At 71.1% G+C, this 16,562-nt stretch carries 17 protein-coding genes; 7 read left to right on the forward strand and 10 right to left on the reverse strand.

Translation table 11 applies throughout. From position 1 onward, the window contains the following. Positions 1-5: 5 nt before the first annotated feature. Entirely contained in the window at positions 6-353 is a 348-nt protein-coding gene (locus IL992_RS12545; RefSeq protein ID WP_193203524.1) for a YrdB family protein, read from the reverse strand. A 112-nt stretch (positions 354-465) separates the two neighbouring features. On the opposite strand from IL992_RS12545, the gene IL992_RS12550 reads away from it, so the two are divergent. After that, a complete protein-coding gene (locus IL992_RS12550; protein WP_193203525.1) occupies positions 466-1,164 on the forward strand; it encodes a TetR/AcrR family transcriptional regulator in 699 nt (232 codons plus the stop codon). 32 nt (positions 1,165-1,196) lie between these two features. Here IL992_RS12550 and IL992_RS12555 read toward each other — a convergent pair whose 3' ends face one another. The 7 genes from IL992_RS12555 to leuA all read right to left on the reverse strand — a co-directional run bounded on the left by IL992_RS12555 (position 1,197) and on the right by leuA (position 9,056). Beyond that, positions 1,197-1,883 (reverse strand): response regulator, encoded by a 687-nt coding sequence (locus IL992_RS12555; RefSeq protein ID WP_193203526.1) that lies wholly within the window; start codon positions 1,881-1,883, stop codon positions 1,197-1,199. After that, positions 1,880-3,136 (reverse strand): sensor histidine kinase, encoded by a 1,257-nt coding sequence (locus IL992_RS12560; protein WP_449843667.1) that lies wholly within the window; start codon positions 3,134-3,136, stop codon positions 1,880-1,882. The genes IL992_RS12555 and IL992_RS12560 overlap by 4 nt, the downstream gene beginning before the upstream one ends. Next, the gene (locus IL992_RS12565) at positions 3,133-3,810 is read right to left on the reverse strand and encodes a hypothetical protein (protein WP_319018511.1); all 678 of its coding nucleotides are present in this window, start codon (positions 3,808-3,810) and stop codon (positions 3,133-3,135) included. The genes IL992_RS12560 and IL992_RS12565 overlap by 4 nt, the downstream gene beginning before the upstream one ends. A gap of 232 nt (positions 3,811-4,042) precedes the next feature. Next, complete coding sequence (locus IL992_RS12570) at positions 4,043-4,582, reverse strand: MarR family winged helix-turn-helix transcriptional regulator (RefSeq protein WP_193203529.1); 540 nt, start codon at positions 4,580-4,582, stop codon at positions 4,043-4,045. A 10-nt stretch (positions 4,583-4,592) separates the two neighbouring features. Further along, a complete protein-coding gene (locus tag IL992_RS12575) occupies positions 4,593-6,224 on the reverse strand; it encodes an FUSC family protein (RefSeq protein WP_226872847.1) in 1,632 nt (543 codons plus the stop codon). Between the two features lie 177 nt (positions 6,225-6,401). Continuing rightward, the gene (locus IL992_RS12580; RefSeq protein WP_193203531.1) at positions 6,402-7,124 is read right to left on the reverse strand and encodes a hypothetical protein; all 723 of its coding nucleotides are present in this window, start codon (positions 7,122-7,124) and stop codon (positions 6,402-6,404) included. A 207-nt stretch (positions 7,125-7,331) separates the two neighbouring features. Further along, positions 7,332-9,056: a 2-isopropylmalate synthase gene (leuA, locus tag IL992_RS12585; protein ID WP_193203532.1), complete on the reverse strand. Its 1,725-nt coding sequence runs from the start codon at positions 9,054-9,056 to the stop codon at positions 7,332-7,334. A gap of 279 nt (positions 9,057-9,335) precedes the next feature. On the opposite strand from leuA, the gene IL992_RS12590 reads away from it, so the two are divergent. Together IL992_RS12590 and IL992_RS12595 are read left to right on the forward strand one after the other, a co-directional pair. Then, a complete protein-coding gene (locus IL992_RS12590) occupies positions 9,336-9,581 on the forward strand; it encodes a DUF2630 family protein (protein ID WP_193203533.1) in 246 nt (81 codons plus the stop codon). A gap of 72 nt (positions 9,582-9,653) precedes the next feature. Beyond that, on the forward strand, positions 9,654-10,751 hold the full coding sequence (locus IL992_RS12595) for a GNAT family N-acetyltransferase (RefSeq protein ID WP_193203534.1): 1,098 nt from the start codon (positions 9,654-9,656) through the stop codon (positions 10,749-10,751). A gap of 15 nt (positions 10,752-10,766) precedes the next feature. On the opposite strand, the gene IL992_RS12600 is transcribed toward IL992_RS12595, so the two are convergent. Then, on the reverse strand, positions 10,767-11,405 hold the full coding sequence (locus IL992_RS12600) for a DUF1579 family protein (RefSeq protein ID WP_193203535.1): 639 nt from the start codon (positions 11,403-11,405) through the stop codon (positions 10,767-10,769). Between the two features lie 209 nt (positions 11,406-11,614). On the opposite strand from IL992_RS12600, the gene IL992_RS48315 reads away from it, so the two are divergent. The 4 genes from IL992_RS48315 (at position 11,615) to IL992_RS12620 (ending at position 15,676) form a co-directional block, all read left to right on the forward strand. Beyond that, entirely contained in the window at positions 11,615-13,525 is a 1,911-nt protein-coding gene (locus IL992_RS48315; RefSeq protein ID WP_193203536.1) for a sensor histidine kinase, read from the forward strand. Between the two features lie 58 nt (positions 13,526-13,583). Then, positions 13,584-14,189: a response regulator transcription factor gene (locus IL992_RS12610; RefSeq protein ID WP_193203780.1), complete on the forward strand. Its 606-nt coding sequence runs from the start codon at positions 13,584-13,586 to the stop codon at positions 14,187-14,189. A 208-nt stretch (positions 14,190-14,397) separates the two neighbouring features. Then, a complete protein-coding gene (locus IL992_RS12615) occupies positions 14,398-14,802 on the forward strand; it encodes a hypothetical protein (RefSeq protein WP_193203537.1) in 405 nt (134 codons plus the stop codon). Positions 14,803-14,830: 28 nt separating this feature from the next. Continuing rightward, the gene (locus tag IL992_RS12620) at positions 14,831-15,676 is read left to right on the forward strand and encodes an NAD(P)H-binding protein (protein ID WP_193203538.1); all 846 of its coding nucleotides are present in this window, start codon (positions 14,831-14,833) and stop codon (positions 15,674-15,676) included. Between the two features lie 32 nt (positions 15,677-15,708). Here the strand turns inward: IL992_RS12620 and IL992_RS12625 are convergent, their stop codons facing one another. Then, positions 15,709-16,560 carry an SgcJ/EcaC family oxidoreductase gene (locus IL992_RS12625; protein WP_193203539.1) on the reverse strand — a complete coding sequence of 284 codons (852 nt, stop codon included), beginning with the start codon at positions 16,558-16,560 and terminating at the stop codon, positions 15,709-15,711. Positions 16,561-16,562: the final 2 nt, after the last annotated feature.

Below are 16,562 nucleotides of genomic sequence, written 5' to 3' on the forward strand. Positions count from 1 at the left end.
CTCCTTCAGACCTGATCCGTCAGCAGCCGCAGCACGCCGTCCACGACGTACGCGACCGCGAACACCACACCGGCGGTGACGAGTCCGGAGGCCGCCAGCGCGGCCGCCCCCGCACCGAACCACACGACCTCGAAGGCGGCCCGGGCGATCCCGTGCAGCTGGTGCGGCGCCTTGCCGCCCGCCATGAACAATCCCCAGAGCGTGGCGAACACGGCCGGCCCACCGAGACCCAGAAGGATCTTGACCAGGACGTTCGCCTGCAGGGTGAACCCCCAGTAGGCCAGCGAGATCAGCACGCCCAGCTCCAGGAAGAACTGCACTGCGGGGATCATTCCCTTGGCCACGGTGAGCATCGCCACTCCTTGCGTTTATTGCTCCGTTTCGAGAGCAATGCTCTCTCATTGGGGCGACCTTCGTCAAGAGCAGCGCTCTCTAATCGCTCAGGTGCTCTGTTAGCCTGACCCCATGAATGCGAGCAGGACCGCGCGGGAGCGGGTGAGAGCGGAGCTGATCAGGGAAATCACGGACATCGCCCGGCGACATCTGGCGACGGAGGGGGCCACGGGCCTGTCCCTGCGGGCGGTGGCCCGCGAGATGGGGATGGTCTCCTCGGCGATCTATCGCTACTTCCCCAGCCGCGACGACCTGCTGACCGCGTTGATCATCGACGGATACAACGCCCTCGGAGAGGCCGTCGAGCGCGCCGACGCCGCATGCGCCCGCGACGACTTCTTCGGACGCTGGCTCGCCGTCTGCCGGGCCGTACGCGAGTGGGCCCTGGCCCATCCGCACGAGTACGCCCTGCTGTACGGCTCACCCGTGCCGGGCTACGCCGCTCCGCAGGACACCATCGCACCGGCGGTGCGGGACACGGCGGTGTACGGGCGGATCGTCGCCGACGCCCACCGCTCGGGCAGGCTCGTCCCTCCCCCGATCTGCCCGCCGCCGCCCGCGATCCTGGCCGAGGACGCGGAGATCGTACGGTCGCTGATGCCGGACGTGCCGGACGACGTGGTCACACGGGCGATCTCCGCGTGGACGGGCCTGTTCGGGATGGTCAGCTTCGAGCTCTTCGGCCAGTTCAACAACACGATCAGCCACCGAACCGAACTGTTCGAGCACAACATGACCTGCCTGGGCCGCTTGCTCGGCTTGCCCGAGTAGGCGGCATGCGGGCCGTGGTTCCCTGGCCTCGCTCAGGAGTCGGTCGATTGATGAGCGGCGTTCACGAGCCCGGACTCGTAGGCGCTGATCACCAGTTGGGCACGATCACGCGCCCGCAGCTTGCTCAGCAGCCGGCCGATGTACGTCTTGACGGTGCCATGGCTGAGATGCAGGTACTCGGCGATGTCGGCGTTGGACAGGCCGCGTGCCACGAGCACCAGGACCTCGCGCTCGCGTGCCGTGAGGGCGTCCAGCGCGGGCACCGGGGCATGGCGGGCAGAGGGAAGACGAGCGAACTCGGCGATCAGGCGCCGGGTCACCGAGGGCGCGAGGAGGGACTCTCCGGCGGCGACGGTGCGGATGCCCGTCAGCAGGACCTCGGGGGAGGTGTCCTTGAGGAGGAACCCGGCCGCGCCGGCCCGCAGGGCCCCGTACACGTACTCGTCGAGATCGAAGGTGGTGAGGATGAGGACGCGTGTCGCGACCGTCGCGGGAGATCCGGCTATGCGCCGTGTCGCCTCGATGCCGTCCATGTCGGGCATCCTGATGTCCATCAGCACCACGTCCGGGTGTAGGCGACGAGCGCTTTCGACGGCTTCGGCGCCGGTGCCGGCCTCGCCCACCGCGGTCAGCCCCGGGGCGGTGTCGATCAGCACCCGGAAGCTGCCTCGGAGCAGAGGCTGATCATCGGCGACGAGAACCCGGATCGGATCGGTCACGCGGTCGCCTCCTTCGGGCTGATGGCTGTGTCATGAGCGGGTTCGGGCGGGAGACGAGCCGACACGGCGAACCCGCCGCCGGGCCTTGGCCCGGCCTCCAGCGTCCCCCCGTACATCATCACGCGTTCGCGCATCCCCACGAGACCGTGACCGCCGCTGAGACCCGCCCGGCCGGACGCCGGCGCGTTCCCGGCTCCGTCGTCCACCACCTCGACATGTACGCCTCCGCGCGCGTCGGCCGTGATCGCCACCTGGCAGTGCGTTCCACCGCCCGCATGCTTGATCACATTTGTCAGCGCCTCCTGCACGATCCGGTAGACGGTCAGCGCCGTGCCCGCGGGGAGAGGGGCGGCCAGTCGGGTGCGAAGCCCGGTGCGAATTCCCGCCTGCTCGGCACGCCGGACGAGGGGCGGCAGGTCGTCCAGCCCGGGAGGGGGAGCCGTGCCGAGGTCTGGCGCGCGTTGCCCGGCGGCGTCGCCGCGCAACACTCCCAGGGCGCGCCGCATGTCGGTGAGCGCCTCCCGGCCGGTCTGCTCGATCGCCTGGAGGGCGTCGCGCGTCTCCTGGGGGCGTTCCTCGGCCACGTGGTTGGCGACCGCGGCCTTGACGACGATCACGCTGAGGCTGTGCGAGACGATGTCGTGCAGTTCTCTGGCGATGCGCAGGCGTTCCTCGGCCAGCGTCTGCTCGGCCAGGCGCCGGTCCCTGCGGGCGGCTCGACGTCGCCGTTCACGCACGACGCGGCCCGCGGCCCACGCGGCGCCGACCACAAGCCACACGAGCGCTGCCGTCGCTGCGGCTTCAGGCCAGGGGCCGGACGGTGTCAGGACCGCCTCCCCGGTGACGACCGCGGCTGCCGAGACGGCGAGGGTCAGTGCCAGCGCCACCGAGGCCCGGCGCGTCGGCTCGGCGAGCGCCACCGCGTAGACGGCCAGGGCCGCGGGGATGTAGGGGTCGCGGGTGATGTCGAGGAGTGTCGCCGCCGCCGATGCGCCGACAACCACGGCGAGGGCGGGCAGTGGCCAAAGACGCCGAACGGCCAGCGGCGCTCCGACACAGGCGGCGATCGGCCACGCCATCCAGGAAGGGCCGGAGAACCCGGGCAGGCCGTCAGACGCGTCCTGGCCGGCCAGCGCCCCATACGCGGCGGCCACGACGACCGCCACGCAGGCATCGAGTATCAGTAGATGCGGGCCTGTCCGGAGACGCCACCGCGCTGTGTGCATCGCACGACGATACCGATGGCCACTCATCCGGCCTGCCCGAAGAGGAACATCGCGGTGCCCACGACGCCCACCATGACAAGCCTTCCGACGACCGTGGCCGTTCGCGGTGCCGGCCCGGTGCGCATCGCGGCAACGCCCAGAGGGACGAGCGCGACGCACAGCCCTGCGGCAGCGGCCACCGACCAGGGGGTCGTTCCCTTCAGCACGCCCAACGGCATCGCCGACGCGAGGGCCAGCGCCGTCGCCCGCACCGGTCCGAGCACCCGCGAGCGGTAGGCGCCGACGGCCAGGAGAACCCAGCCGCCCATGATCGCGGCGTTCAACGTGCTGAAGACATGGAACGCTCCGTAGGTCTCGCTCACCGTTCGTGTCGCCGACGTCACTCCATGGACGGTTACCAGGTGGAGGCCGAGATGGTCCACACCGGCGTGGAACGCCCGGGCGAACAGGCCGAGGATCGTGAGGGCCCCGCCCCACACCGCCAGTTCCCGGAATGTCTCACCGATCCTGGCGGCGAGGAGCGCGACTCCCGGCCACAGCAGCACCCATCCGGCGGCGACGACGCTGTACGAGGCCGTCATGAGGTCAGGATGGTGCGCGTATGCGCTCAGTTGCGCGGGGAAGAAGAAGTCGAAACGCAGGCGCAGCAGTACGCCGGTGAGCAGCAGCAAAGGCCCGGCGACAAGGGATGCGCCGCCCACCCAGCGTCCCGGAAAGACAGGGTTGGCACCAGTGATTGACGGAGTCGTTGCACTCATGGGGGCAACGATGCCGCCGCCGCACACGCCGGGTCGTCGGAGCGGGGGCCACACTTCCGGATCTGACCGTGGTCGTATCGGCGTGCTCGGTTGTCGTCTCCGGTCCAATGATCCGCGGTAACCGTCTCGACCGCATCGGCCCGGTGCGCCGTGCGGGATCGGGCCGGCTCGCGGGTCAGAGCTGGTGGGTGCCGAGGCGTCCTTCCAGCAGGAGGAGCAGCTCGCCGAGCAGGTCCCCCAGCTCCCGCCGCCGGTCGGCGCCCATGGCCGCCAGGAGATCGCTTTCGTAACGCAGCTGCCGCGGCAGGAGCAGGTCGGTGAGCACGCGCCCCTCGTCGGTGAGCGCGAGGTGGGAGACCCGCCGGTCGCGGTCACCGGGTCGGCGGCTCACCAGCCCACGCTCCTCAAGGACCCGCAGCCGCTTGGTGACGGCCGCTCCCGAGGCGAAGGTCTCCCTGGCGATCCGGCCCGGGGTGAGCTCCCGGTCGAGCCGGCGCAGGGCGGCGAGGACGTCGAACTCCGGCCGGGTGAGCCCGTACTCCCGGAGGGGCGCGTCGCCTGCCTGCTGAAGCAGCAGGACGCACCGGGTGAGACGGCCGATCACGGCGATCGGCGCGGTGTCCAGCTCGGGGTGGACACGCCGCCACTGGCGTATCACCTGCGCGACGACGTCCTCTGCGACGCTCTCCGGCGCCTCGTCGGCGATGTCCTCCACGCCCCGATCCTCAGCCCTGGGTCCGTTCGCAGCCGACTCTATCCCGAGCCGGCGCGGCCAGCCTCGCCAGCAGGCGGTGCCCCTCGTGCTCGGCCCGGGCGACCTGCTCCTCAGGCAGCGCGCGCTGCCACCACTCGCCTGCCGCCACGTCCGCGGCCCGGCGCAGCTCCACCAGAGCGTCGACGAGCAGGCCGCGGACCCGCGCGGTCTCCCCCGGCTCACGGGTGCCGAGCGCCAGCAGACGCCGGGCGGCCGCCTGGGCGCCGGCCACGCGCCGCAGCGCCGCGTCGATCCGCCCGGCGCTACGGCGGTTGGTCACCAGCAGGCAGCCGAGCAGGCCTGCCACGACGCCCACGGCCGTGTCCAGCCAGCGGTCGCTGATCAACCGCCACGCGGGCTGATAGCCGGGCAGTTCGGTGAGCAGGAGGGCCATCGGCGTCACGCACACCGTGCCCAGCCAGTAGTTGCGGGTCATCAGCGCCTCGGTGCAGAACTGGAGGGCCAGCGTGAGCAGGACCAGGGCGAGCGCGCCCGTACGGCCGATCGGCAGCAGCGCCGTGAAGACGAGCAGGCCGACCACGCTGCCGAGGGCGCGCTGCAGGGCCCGTTGCCACGACAGCGTGGCGTTGGCCTGGAAGACGGACGCGGCCGTGACGACCGCCCAGTAGGGGTGGCCGACTCCCGCCGCCAGCGAGACCAGCCCGGCGAGGGCGGACCCGACGGCGACCCGCACGCCGATCGGGAACAGCGGGGAGGCGGGGTGGAACATGCGCAGCAGGCTGGGCCCGCCCGGCGCCGCCCGTTCCAGCGCGATGCCCGCGAGCCCGGCGGCCCCCGTCTCGCCGAGACCCACCTCGGGCACCGGGCGGTTGCGGCGCACGTCGGCGGCCCAGCTCGCGAAGAGGCCCGCCTCGTCGCGGGACACGGCCGGCAGGGACGCCTCCACCCGGGCCAGGAGGCGTTCGAGCGCGCGCCTGCCCGGCCCCTCGGGTGACGGGAGCAGCGTGTGCCACGCCGCGTTCACCGCCGCCGCCGCGTCATGCCGGTCGCGGGCGACCGCCGGCCCCTCCGCGTGGGCGAGCCGCACGGCGGCCTCCAGGGCGCGGGCCACCGCCGTGCGCTGGGGCCCTTCGGGCCGTACGAGCGCGGGAGCCATGCAGACCAGCCAGGCGAGCGCCGCGGCGGCCGCGACGAGCCCGAGGTGAAGGGGGATCTCCCCGAGCCGCTGCGGCAGGAACGCGCAGGTCGCGCTCATGAACGTGAAGATCAGGTTGCCCGGCGGGCCGATCCGGGCGGCGTCGCACGCCACCTTGTGCGCGGCGGCCAGCAGCGCCGCCACCAGGACCAGGGCGGGGGCCGACCGGGTGAGCCCGGCCGCGGTGAGCGCGACGCCCACGCTGACGACCATGCCCGTCGCGACGCCGAGCAGGGTCCGGGCCCTGACCCGGTACGGCAGGCCGTGCGCGTAGAGGGCGCACATGGCTCCGGCGGAGGTGTAGACGGCCAGGTCCAGGCGGTCGAGCAGGAGCAGGACCGTGTCCGGCACGGCGAGGGTGATGACCGCGCTGAGCGCGTTCTTGTGCCAGACGTCCCCCAGCCCGCCGATCCGGAACACTCCCCGCAACGGCAGCCGCCCTCGCATCGCCGGCCTCATGATCCCCCGTTCTTTCGCAAGTGTTTTACTCGTGAAAGATATCAGGCCGCCGAGCGCCCCGGCCCCGCCGCCGCAGGGGCTTGGCGGCGAGCGCGGCCGAGCGTCCGGCGTCGAGCCGTGCTGTGCCCCGTCGTGTCGCCCACCCGGCGGGACATCCCCCTGTGACTACCGCCGCAGGTCTCGGATGGCCTCCCTGACGTCGTCGAATTCGGGCAGGCCGTTGGCCGGGCCCACGACCTTGGCGACGAGCGACGACGTGGGCGGCTTGATCGTGACGCGAGGCCGCCAGGCGAGGTATTCGGTTCTCGCCGCTCCCCTGGCGTTGGGCCGGCCGGCCCCGCCCTTGACCCAGGTGTCCCAGATGGATTCGACCTTCAGAGGCGTGCCGTCCTTGTCAACCCACAAGAACCACCACACGAGGGCGGGAGCGAGGGTGGCGTCGGGCTTCTGCCCGAGAAGCGCCCGGAAGGTGGGCGAGACGGCGTACAGGTCGGCGAAGGTGATTTTCCCCCTGTAGAGCCTCTTGTTCTTCTGAATACGGCCGGTGCTGTCCCGGAAGCCGGGGTCGATCTTTTTGGAGTAGGTGTCGGACAGCAGCGTTTTCAGCGTCTGCGGCTCGAAGACATTGACGACCTGATCGGTGAAGGCGCCGCCGTTCGGGATCGTGCCGCGCAGGGCCCAGGTCTTCCCCTTGGGCAACGCGGGCGCATACAGCGATCCGGTGGTGTAGAGCTTGCCGTTCACGCTCACGGAACGGTGCTGTCGCGTCTGGATCAGGAGACTCTTGGCGACCGGATCGCCATTGGCGGCATCCTCCTTCACCAGGGCCGCGGAGTCGTCACGCTCGAAGCGCAGGCGCCTGCTGAGGTCGGACGCGACCACAAGCATGATCCATTGTGCCGGTGGCTGTGAATCTTGACGCCCCTGTCAATCGTGGGACATGCGAAAGGCGGCAGTCGGGGATTTCCCGGTTGCCGCCTTTCGCGTGTTCACGACAGCCTTCTGGGCTCGTCAGGGCATACGCTTGCGATTTTGTGCAAGGTCACGGGCAGTGAGACCGCAGGTCCTGCCGTTCACTGCGAAGTTCAGGGGATGTCAGGCGCGGGTGGCGCGGTTGACGGCGGAGATGATGGCCTTGAGCGAGGCGCTCGTCGTGTTCGCGTCGATGCCGACGCCCCACAGGACCTGCGTGCCGTTCGGCCCGCCGACCTCGCACTCCACGTACGACGCGGCCTTGGCGTCGGCGCCCGCGCTCATCGCGTGCTCGGTGTAGTCGAGGACCCGCACCGGCACCCCGATGTTCTCCAGCGCGTCGCAGAAGGCCGAAATGGGGCCGTTGCCGACGCCCTCGATCTCCCGGATCTGGCCGTCGACCCGCACGTCGGCGCTGATCGCGTCCTTGTCGTCCACGGTGGAGGTGTGCCGGTGGGCCAGCAGGCCCAGGCGGCCCCAGGGGTGGGACGAATTGGGCAGGTACTCGTCGGAGAACAGCTCCCACATCTCGGCCGCGGTCACCTCGCCGCCCTCGGCGTCCGTACGGGCCTGGATGACGCGGGAGAACTCGATCTGCAGACGGCGCGGCAGGTCGAGCTGGTGGTCGGCCTTCATGATGTAGGCGACGCCGCCCTTGCCCGACTGGCTGTTGACGCGGATCACGGCCTCGTACGTGCGGCCGATGTCCTTGGGGTCGATCGGCAGGTACGGCACGGCCCAGGTGAACTGGTCGACCGGCACCCCGGCGGCGGCCGCGTCGCGCTCCAGGTGCTCCAGGCCCTTCTTGATGGCGTCCTGATGGGAGCCGGAGAAGGCCGTGTAGACCAGCTCGCCGCCCCACGGATGGCGGGGGTGCACGGGCAGCTGGTTGCAGTGCTCGACCACTCGCCGGATCTCGTCCATGTCCGAGAAGTCGATCTCCGGGTCGACGCCCTGGGAGAACAGGTTCATGCCCAGCGTGACCAGGCAGACGTTGCCGGTCCGCTCGCCGTTGCCGAACAGGCAGCCCTCGATGCGGTCGGCGCCGGCCATGTAGCCCAGCTCGGCGGCGGCGACGGCGGTGCCGCGGTCGTTGTGCGGGTGCAGCGACAGCACGATCGAGTCCCGGTAGGCCAGGTTGCGGTGCATCCACTCGATCTGGTCGGCGTACACGTTGGGGGTGGCCATCTCGACCGTCGCCGGCAGGTTGACGATCACCTTGCGGTCGGGGGTGGGCTGCCACACGTCGTTGACGGCGTTGCAGACCTCGACGGCGTACTCCAGCTCGGTGCCGGTGAAGGACTCGGGCGAGTACTGGAAGTAGATCTCCGTGCCCTCCATCTCGGCCGCCAGCTTCTTGCACAGCTTGGCGCCCTCGACGGCGATCGCGGTGATGCCGTCCCTGTCCTGGCCGAAGACGACCCGGCGCTGGAGGGTGGAGGTGGAGTTGTACAGGTGGACGATCGCCTGGCGGGCGCCGCGCAGCGACTCGAAGGTCCGCTCGATCAGCTCGGGCCGAGCCTGCGTCAGCACCTGGATGACCACGTCGGAGGGGATGCGCCCCTCTTCGATGATCTGGCGGACGAAGTCGTAGTCGGTCTGCGACGCGGCGGGAAAGCCGACCTCGATCTCCTTGTAACCCATCCGGACCAGCAGGTCGAACATCTTCAGCTTGCGGTCGGAGTCCATCGGGTCGATCAGCGCCTGGTTGCCGTCGCGCAGGTCCACGGCACACCAGCGGGGCGCCTTGGTGATGACCTTGTCGGGCCAGGTGCGGTCGGCCAGCCGTACGGGCTCGAACGGCGTGTAGCGCTGGAACGGCATGGGGCTGGGCTGCTGCTCATTCATGATTGCTCCTCGTCGGGCGCACGGCGAGTCCCGGGCATGACGTTGCCGTCGATTCGTTCGGGAAAGGGGCGCCGTTGGATGAAACCAGGGCGGCCGACGCGCATGACTCTCGCACCGCGGCGAGGGAGCCGGCCTCTTACAGGCCCTCGCCGCGGCGGATAAGAAGGAGTCCGCGCAGCATGTCAGGCAGACTAGCAGACGCCCTCGACCGGACGAGACACCCGATCACATTTCGAGACGGAGTCCCAGGTTAGGGTGACTCGTGACGAAGGAGGCCACATGAAGGACGACGAGATCCTGAAGCGGATCAGCGAGCTGGTCGACGAGGAGCACTCCCTGCGCGAACGACTGGTCGCGGGCGAGCTGACCTCCGAGGAGGAGCACAACAGGATCAGCTCGCTGGAAGAGCAGCTCGACCGCTGCTGGGACCTGCTGCGCCAGCGCCGCGCCCGGCGCGACGTGGGCGAGGACCCCGACTTCGCCTCCCCCCGCCCGGTCGACGAGGTCGAGAACTACATGCAATAGAGCCCTCACCCGCCGTTCCACCATGTGAAAATCAGTCGCATTCCTGACAACGCGTGCGGAATTCTTGTCGGCATGCACATGAAGCGCGTCGCCCCCATCGAGAACGACGCCGAGCAGGGGGAAGACGGCCCGGACGGCCCGGCGGGCCACTCCCCTCTGGCCGGTCTGTACGACATCGCGCGGGCATGCGACCATCCGGGTCCGGCGATGTCGTGGCGGCACTTCACGGCGAGCGTCCGGAGCGGGTCCGGCGGCGAACGGGCCGAGGCGTGGGTGGCGCGCGACGGCGGCCGGATCAACGGCGGCCACGTCGACGGCGGTGAAGACGACGGCAGCCAGGTCGGCGGTGAACAGATCGACGGTGACCAGGTCGTCGGCGGCTACGTCCTCCACTTCCCCCAGGACGACAACACCCATCTCGCCCTGCTCCGGCTGATGACGCATCCGGGCCGCAGACGCGAGGGAATCGGCGGTGCGCTGCTCGACCACGCCGTCGGCCGGGCGCGTGACGAGGGCAGGCGCGTCCTGATCGTCGAGGCCCCGGCGGACGGGCCGGGCACGCCCTTCGCCAAGGCCCGCGGGTTCTCCCCGGCGTCCACCGAGACCCGCCTGGTGCTCCACCTGCGTACGGCCGACTGGTCCGGCCTCGAACTCCTGCGGGCCCGGGCAGTACGGCACGCCACGGACTACTCGCTGGAACGGTGGGCCGGGCCGACCCCCGACGAGCTGCTCGGCGACATGGCCCACCTGACGGAGGGCATGAACGACGAGCCGCTGGGCGACCTCGCGATGGAGGACCAGCGCTGGACCGCCGACCGCGTGCGCGCCCGCGAGGAGATGCTCACGCGTGCGGGCCAGCGGACGTACACGGTGATCGCCCGGCACACGGCCAGCGGAGAGCCCGCGGGGTTCACCCAGCTCGTGGTGGACGCCGAGCGGCCGGAGGGGTGGGCCCGTCAGGGCGCGACCACCGTCCTCGCGCCGCACCGCGGCCGTCGGCTCGGCCTGGTGCTCAAGCTCGCCAACATCACCTGGTTCCGCGCCTGCGAGCCGTCCGTGGAGCGTGTGATCACGTGGAACTCCGTCGCGAACCCGTACATGCTGGCGATCAACGAGGCGATGGGCTTCGAGGTCTTCGACACCTGGCACCAGTGGCAGCTCGACATCTGACGTAGGCCGGCGGGCCTACTTCGTCTTCCGGGTGTAGACGACGCGGTCGACCAGCCGCTCGGACTGGCCGGGCGGAGTGAAGTACAGGTCGAAGGTGTGCCGGTCGTTCGACCTGATGGTGATCACTGTGCGCATCGGTATGGTCTTCCCGACGTACTCCGGGCCGAGCACGCCGGGGTCGGTGAACGTCCCGGGCAACGACAGCACATTGCCGCCCTCGGCGAGGGCGGGGCCGCGATAGGTCATCGCGGTGGGGGTGACGCTGTCGAAGGTGGTCCACTCGTAGCGCCGGTCGATGGTGGAGAAGCCGAGGATCCCCAGCCGGTAGTACGGGTGGCCGCCGAGGACGCCTTCGGCCTCCTCCTCCAGGAACCGGCCGCCCGTCTTGGCGATCCACCGCGTCCTGACCGTGATGTCGCGGGAGACGACCGGCTTGCCGTCGCCGCCGAGAAGGTAGTTGTACTTGGTGGCCTTCCAGGTGCCGACCAGCGGGTCGAGCCGGCGGTGGAAAGGCCCCGGCTCGAGCGGGTCGGCGGCTGCGCTCTGGGTGCGCGCGGCCGGCGCGGCGACCGGCGCCGTGGCGGCGGCCGGCGCGCCGGTCAGGGCCAGTACGGCCGCGGCCGAGACGGCGGACAGGGACAGTCTCTTCAGCATGGGTGTCTCCATGGGCTGCGAGGGGCCGGCGGGCGAGATGGTGTGGCCACACCGACGTGGACGATCTCGGCCGCGGATGGTCCGGGCTCTCGTACGCCGAGCCGGCCGCGTGACGTACGGGATCATGACATCGGGGGAAGCGGGGCTGATAGTGTCCCCGTCATCGGCTAGATGTGCATTTCGCACGGTTCACGGGAGGGTCCCGGCGAGTGGGGCGAACCGCGGACGACCTTCCGCTCCGGCTGGCCAGGGGCATGTTGTGGGCCTCGTTCGGCATCCTCGTCTACATCCGCGCGTTCAGCGCTCTGGACAACGGCGCCGGTCCGCTCGGCGTGCTGCTCCCGATGGCGTCCTACCCGCCGCTCGCCGCGCTGTCGATGTGGTGCTGGAGCCCAGCCGTCCGATACAGGCTCTTCGCCGCCGTTGTGCTGCTCTACTTCCTGCCGTTCCCGTTCGTCGGGGAGTCCTGGGACTGGATGCCATGGACCGTGGCCGCCGCCGCGCTGTGCGCGCTCCCCACACGGATCGCCTGGCCGCTGTTCGTCCTCAGCGTGACCGCGGCCGGCGCGTTGGTCCTCCTCCCCGGCTTCGACGCCTATCCCGGGTTGGAGTTCCAGGCAGGCGTCGGCTACATGATCGTCACGGCGGACGACGGTCTCATCGTCTTCGGCCTGTCCAGGCTCGTCATGGCCGTCACGAGACTTCACCAGACCCGCGAGGAACTGGCCCGGACGGCCCTGTCGAGGGAACGGCTGCGGCTGGACGGAGAGCTGCGGCACCTGCTCGGCGGGAAACTCCAGGCGATCGCGTTCCGGATGCGGACCGCGGCCCGGCAGGAACCGGGCAAGGCGCGGCACTCCCTCCGGGAAGGGATCGAACTCGCGCGGCGCACCCTGGCGGAGGTGCGTGCCACGGCCGGCGCCTACCGCGCCGATGTCCCCGAGAAGATCTCGCCGCCGATCGAGTCGCCGCGGCTGGCGCGACGGGTGCTGCTCGCGGTCCTGCTCATCCAGTGCGTGCTCGTCCTGAAGACCCTGGCCTACGTCCGCCCCGGCGACTGGCCGGCCCTCGCCTTCGCGACCGTCCTGCTCGTCGCCGTCGTGGTCCTCCAGGTGCTCCCGCAGTCGCGGACGGTGCTGGTCGCGCAGAGCCTGCTGATCCTGCTGCCCCTGCCCGTCTTCCCCGACGCCTGGGACCGCCTGCTGAGCGTCTTCACGGGCAAGCTGCTGCTCAGCGTCCGGCCGCCGCGCTCCTGGGCGATCGTCGGGGTCGTCCTGGGCGGGCACCTCGCCTGGTTCCTGCACCGCATCGACCGCAACTACCTGTTCATCGACGACATCCCCGCCGCGCTGGTCAACTTCGGCGGCCACATCATGATCATGTGGCTGGTGTACTGCCTCGGGCGGCTGAGCGGACTGCTCACCGTGCTGGAGCGGGCCCGGCACGAGCTCGCCGAGGCGGCGGTGCGCCGCGAACGAGTGCGGATCGCCGGCGACCTGCACGACATCCTCGGCTTCAGCCTGTCGGCCGTCGCCCTCAAGGGCGAGGTGGCCGGACACCTGCTCGGCACCGACCCCGCCAGGGCCAGAACCGAGATCGCCTCACTCGGGTCACTGGTCGACCGGGCCCTGGTCGAGCTCGACTCCATCACCGGCGGCCGGGTCGAGCTGCGGTTGGGCATCGAGATCGACGCCGCCCGCGAGGTGCTGGCGGACGCGGGGATCGAGGCGGTGGTGCGCGTCGAGACGGGCCCGCTTCCCGCGGCGGTCGACACCGCGCTGGCCGCGGTGCTCCGTGAAGGCGTCACCAACGTCCTGCGCCACAGTCAGGCCCGCACCTGCGAGATCTCCGTGTCGGGCACTGCAGACGGCGTACGGTTACGGCTGGTCAACGACGGCGCCGCCGTACGGGAGGAACCGGCGCGGCCGGAACGGCGCGGCACCGGGCTCGACAGCATCGCGGCGCGGACCAGTGGACGGGTGACGGCGGGACACCGCGCCGAGGACAGCTTCGAGGTGCTCGCCGAGTTCCCCGCACCGGCCGAACCCGATGGCGGTCCGGAGGGCTTCCACCCGGTCGCGGGCACCTCGGCTCTCCAGGAGATGAGACCGCTGGCATGATCCTGTCGATCGGATGCCGGTCGTGGCCGTTCGTTCGAGGGCGGGGAGGGTGATGCGCGTGATTCGCGTCCTCATCGCGGAGGACATGCACATCCTCCGCGAGGCGCTGGTCGAGCTCCTGTCGCTGCACGACGACATCGAGGTGGCGGCGGGGGTGGCCTCCGGCCTGGAGATCGTGCCCGCGGCGCTGGAGCACCGGCCCGACGTGGCCGTGATCGACATCGACCTGCCGGGGCTGGACGGCGTGACCGCGGCGGCCGAGCTACGAAGGGCGCTGCCCGGATGCGCCGTCCTGATCCTGACGGCGCTGACCAAACCGGGCGTCCTGCGCAGAGCGCTGGGCGTCCAGGTCGCGGGCTTCGTTCCGAAGGACATCCGGCCGGCCGAGCTCGCCGCGGCGATCAGGACCGTCGCGGCGGGGGGACGAGCGGTGGACCCGTCGCTGGCGCTGGTCGCGCTGGAGGCGCCGGAGAGCCCGCTCAGCCAGCGCGAGACGGAGGTGCTGCGCATGTCGGCCACGGGCGCGCAGCCCGCCGAGATCGCCGAGCGGCTCTTCCTGACCTACGGCACGGTGCGCAACTATCTCACCTCAGCGGTGGCCAAGCTGGGGGCGCGCAACCGGGTCGACGCCATCCGGATCGCCACCGAGTCCGGCTGGATCTAGCCGTATGCGAAATGCACATCGGCCCGGTTACTGGGGCACTAACGGCCTTCCCCAGCCTCCTGCCACGATTCCGGTGAACCACGATCCACCGAACGGCGTCCGCCGCGTGCCGCGGCTGTGCCGTCTTGTGAGCAGGAGATGTCATGGGAAAGACGGGCAACCCCACGCCGCAGCGGGCGGCGGCCCTCGCAGGCGCCGGGGCACGCTGATGGAGCCCACCGAAGTCCTGCCGATCGTCGCGATCCTGTCGATCGTCACCGTCGAGTTCGGCGGGCACGCGCTGCTGCGTTTCGTCACCACCGACCGCGACAGGCTCGGAGCCCTCCGCGAGCGCTTCTTCCGCGCCGGCCACGCGCACGCGGGTGTGCTCCTGGTGCTCTCACTCGTCTATCTGCTGTACCTGCCCCGCGCCCGCTTCCCCGACGGCCTGGAGTGGCTGTGCGGCGCGGCCCTGCTGGCCGGGGTGCTGGCCCAGTCGGGCGGGTTCTTCCTCCACCTCGGCATCGGCGAGGAGGGCCGGGGCTCGTACGGCACGGCGCTCACGCGGACCGGCGCCCTGCTCCTCGCGGTCGCGCTCATCGCCCTGGCGGCCGGACTCATCCGGGCCGCGTAGACCCCTCTGCGGACGAACGGAGATGTGAATGATCCTGGTGACCGGCGCGACCGGGAACGTCGGCTCGGAACTGGTCGAGGCGCTGCTCGGGGCGGGCGAACAGGTGCGGGCGCTCGTCCGGAACCCTGGGGACGCCGCCCTGCCCCCTGACGCGGAGCCCGTAGGCGGCGACCTCAACCGCCCGGAGAGCCTGACCGAGGCGTTCGACGGTGTCCGCCGTGTGTTCCTGCTGCCTGGCTACGACGACATGCCCGGACTGCTGGCCCGCGCCCGCCAGGCGGGGGTGGAGCGGATCGTGCTGCTGACGGGCGGCTCGGCCGCGCTCGAGGACATGACCAACGCCGTCTCCCGCTACATGACCCTCTCCGAGCGGGCCGTGCGGGCATCCGGCCTGCCCTGGACCATCCTGAGGCCGAGGTCGTTCATGTCCAACGCCCTGCGCTGGCTCCCTCAGCTCGAGGCCGGCGACGTGGTGCGCGTACCGTTCGCCGGCGTGCGCACCGCCGCCGTCGACCCCTTCGACATCGCCGCCGTCGCGGCCCGGGCGCTGCTGGACGACGGGCACGACGGGCTGATCCACGAAGTGACCGGCCCACAGGCGCTGCTGCCCGCCGACCAGGTCGCCGTCCTCGCCACGGTGCTCGGCAGGGATCTGCGCTGCGAAGGCCTGGCGAACGCCGAGGCCCGAGCCGAGATGGAGGCGCAGATGCCCGCGCAGTACGTCGACGCGTTCTTCCGGTTCTTCGCCGACGGCACTCTGGACGAGTCACACGTCCACCCCACGGTGCGGGAGGTGACCGGACGCCCACCCCGCACCTTCGAGCAATGGGCGAACGCCCACGCCGACGCCTTTCGCCGGATTCAGGCCGTTTGAGGCGTGGACGCCGAGCCGTGCTCGGCATCCCACTACGGGCGCAGGCCGGTCCTGGCCTCGCCGGTGACCGGGTCGTACGGGAAGGAGAGATGCTGGTGGATCATCACCCACGCGCCGTCTCGCCTCTCGAACACGCGGGTTCCGCGTGACCACGTCTCGGTGCTCCCGGTCGCGGCGCTCTCGCCGCCGGCCTGCTCGACCCGGATGTGGTTGAGCCCCCACGCGACCGCCAGGTCCTGCCTGACCAGGATCGTGAGGTCGGGGACGTCCCAGCTCACGCCGTCCTCGGCGGCGTCGAGGCCGCGCGCGCAGACCTCGCGCACCGCCTCGACGCCGCGGTGCTGCAGCGGCTCGTCGTGCTCATAGGAGACGACGTCGTCGGCGATGCCGGTCATGAGGCCGTCCAGGTCCCCGGCGGCGGTGCCGGCGAACCACCGGCGGTGCAGTTCGCGCACCTCCTCCTCGGCCGTGCCGGAATCGGCGTCCGGCTCGACGTACGGGAACGAGTGGTGTTCGTGGGCGATCACCCATCGGCCGTCCTGCCTGCGCAGGCCGAGCGTCAGCCGCAGGCGCATCCGCGGGTTCGCCGCGAGCTCTTCCGGGCTGCCGCAGCGCAACAGGGCGTGGGCGAACGCGACGTCCTCCCCCGCGGTCACGTCCAGCGACTCGATCTCGAAGCAGGCGCCCTGTGCCTGCCAGGCGAAGAAGGGCGGCCACGTCTCGCGGTAGGTGTCCAGCCCGCGCACGCCCTCGTACGGCGGCGGCACGTCGAACATCACGATGTCGTCGGCGTGGTCGGCGACCACCCCGTCGATGTCGCCGCGGTGGACCGCCTCGGCCCAGCGCTCGATCAGGTCGCGGATCCGCTCGTGGTCGTCGGTCATCC

Origin of the sequence: Microbispora sitophila, assembly GCF_014892245.1 — a bacterium.
Taxonomy (GTDB): Bacteria; Actinomycetota; Actinomycetes; order Streptosporangiales; family Streptosporangiaceae; genus Microbispora; species Microbispora siamensis.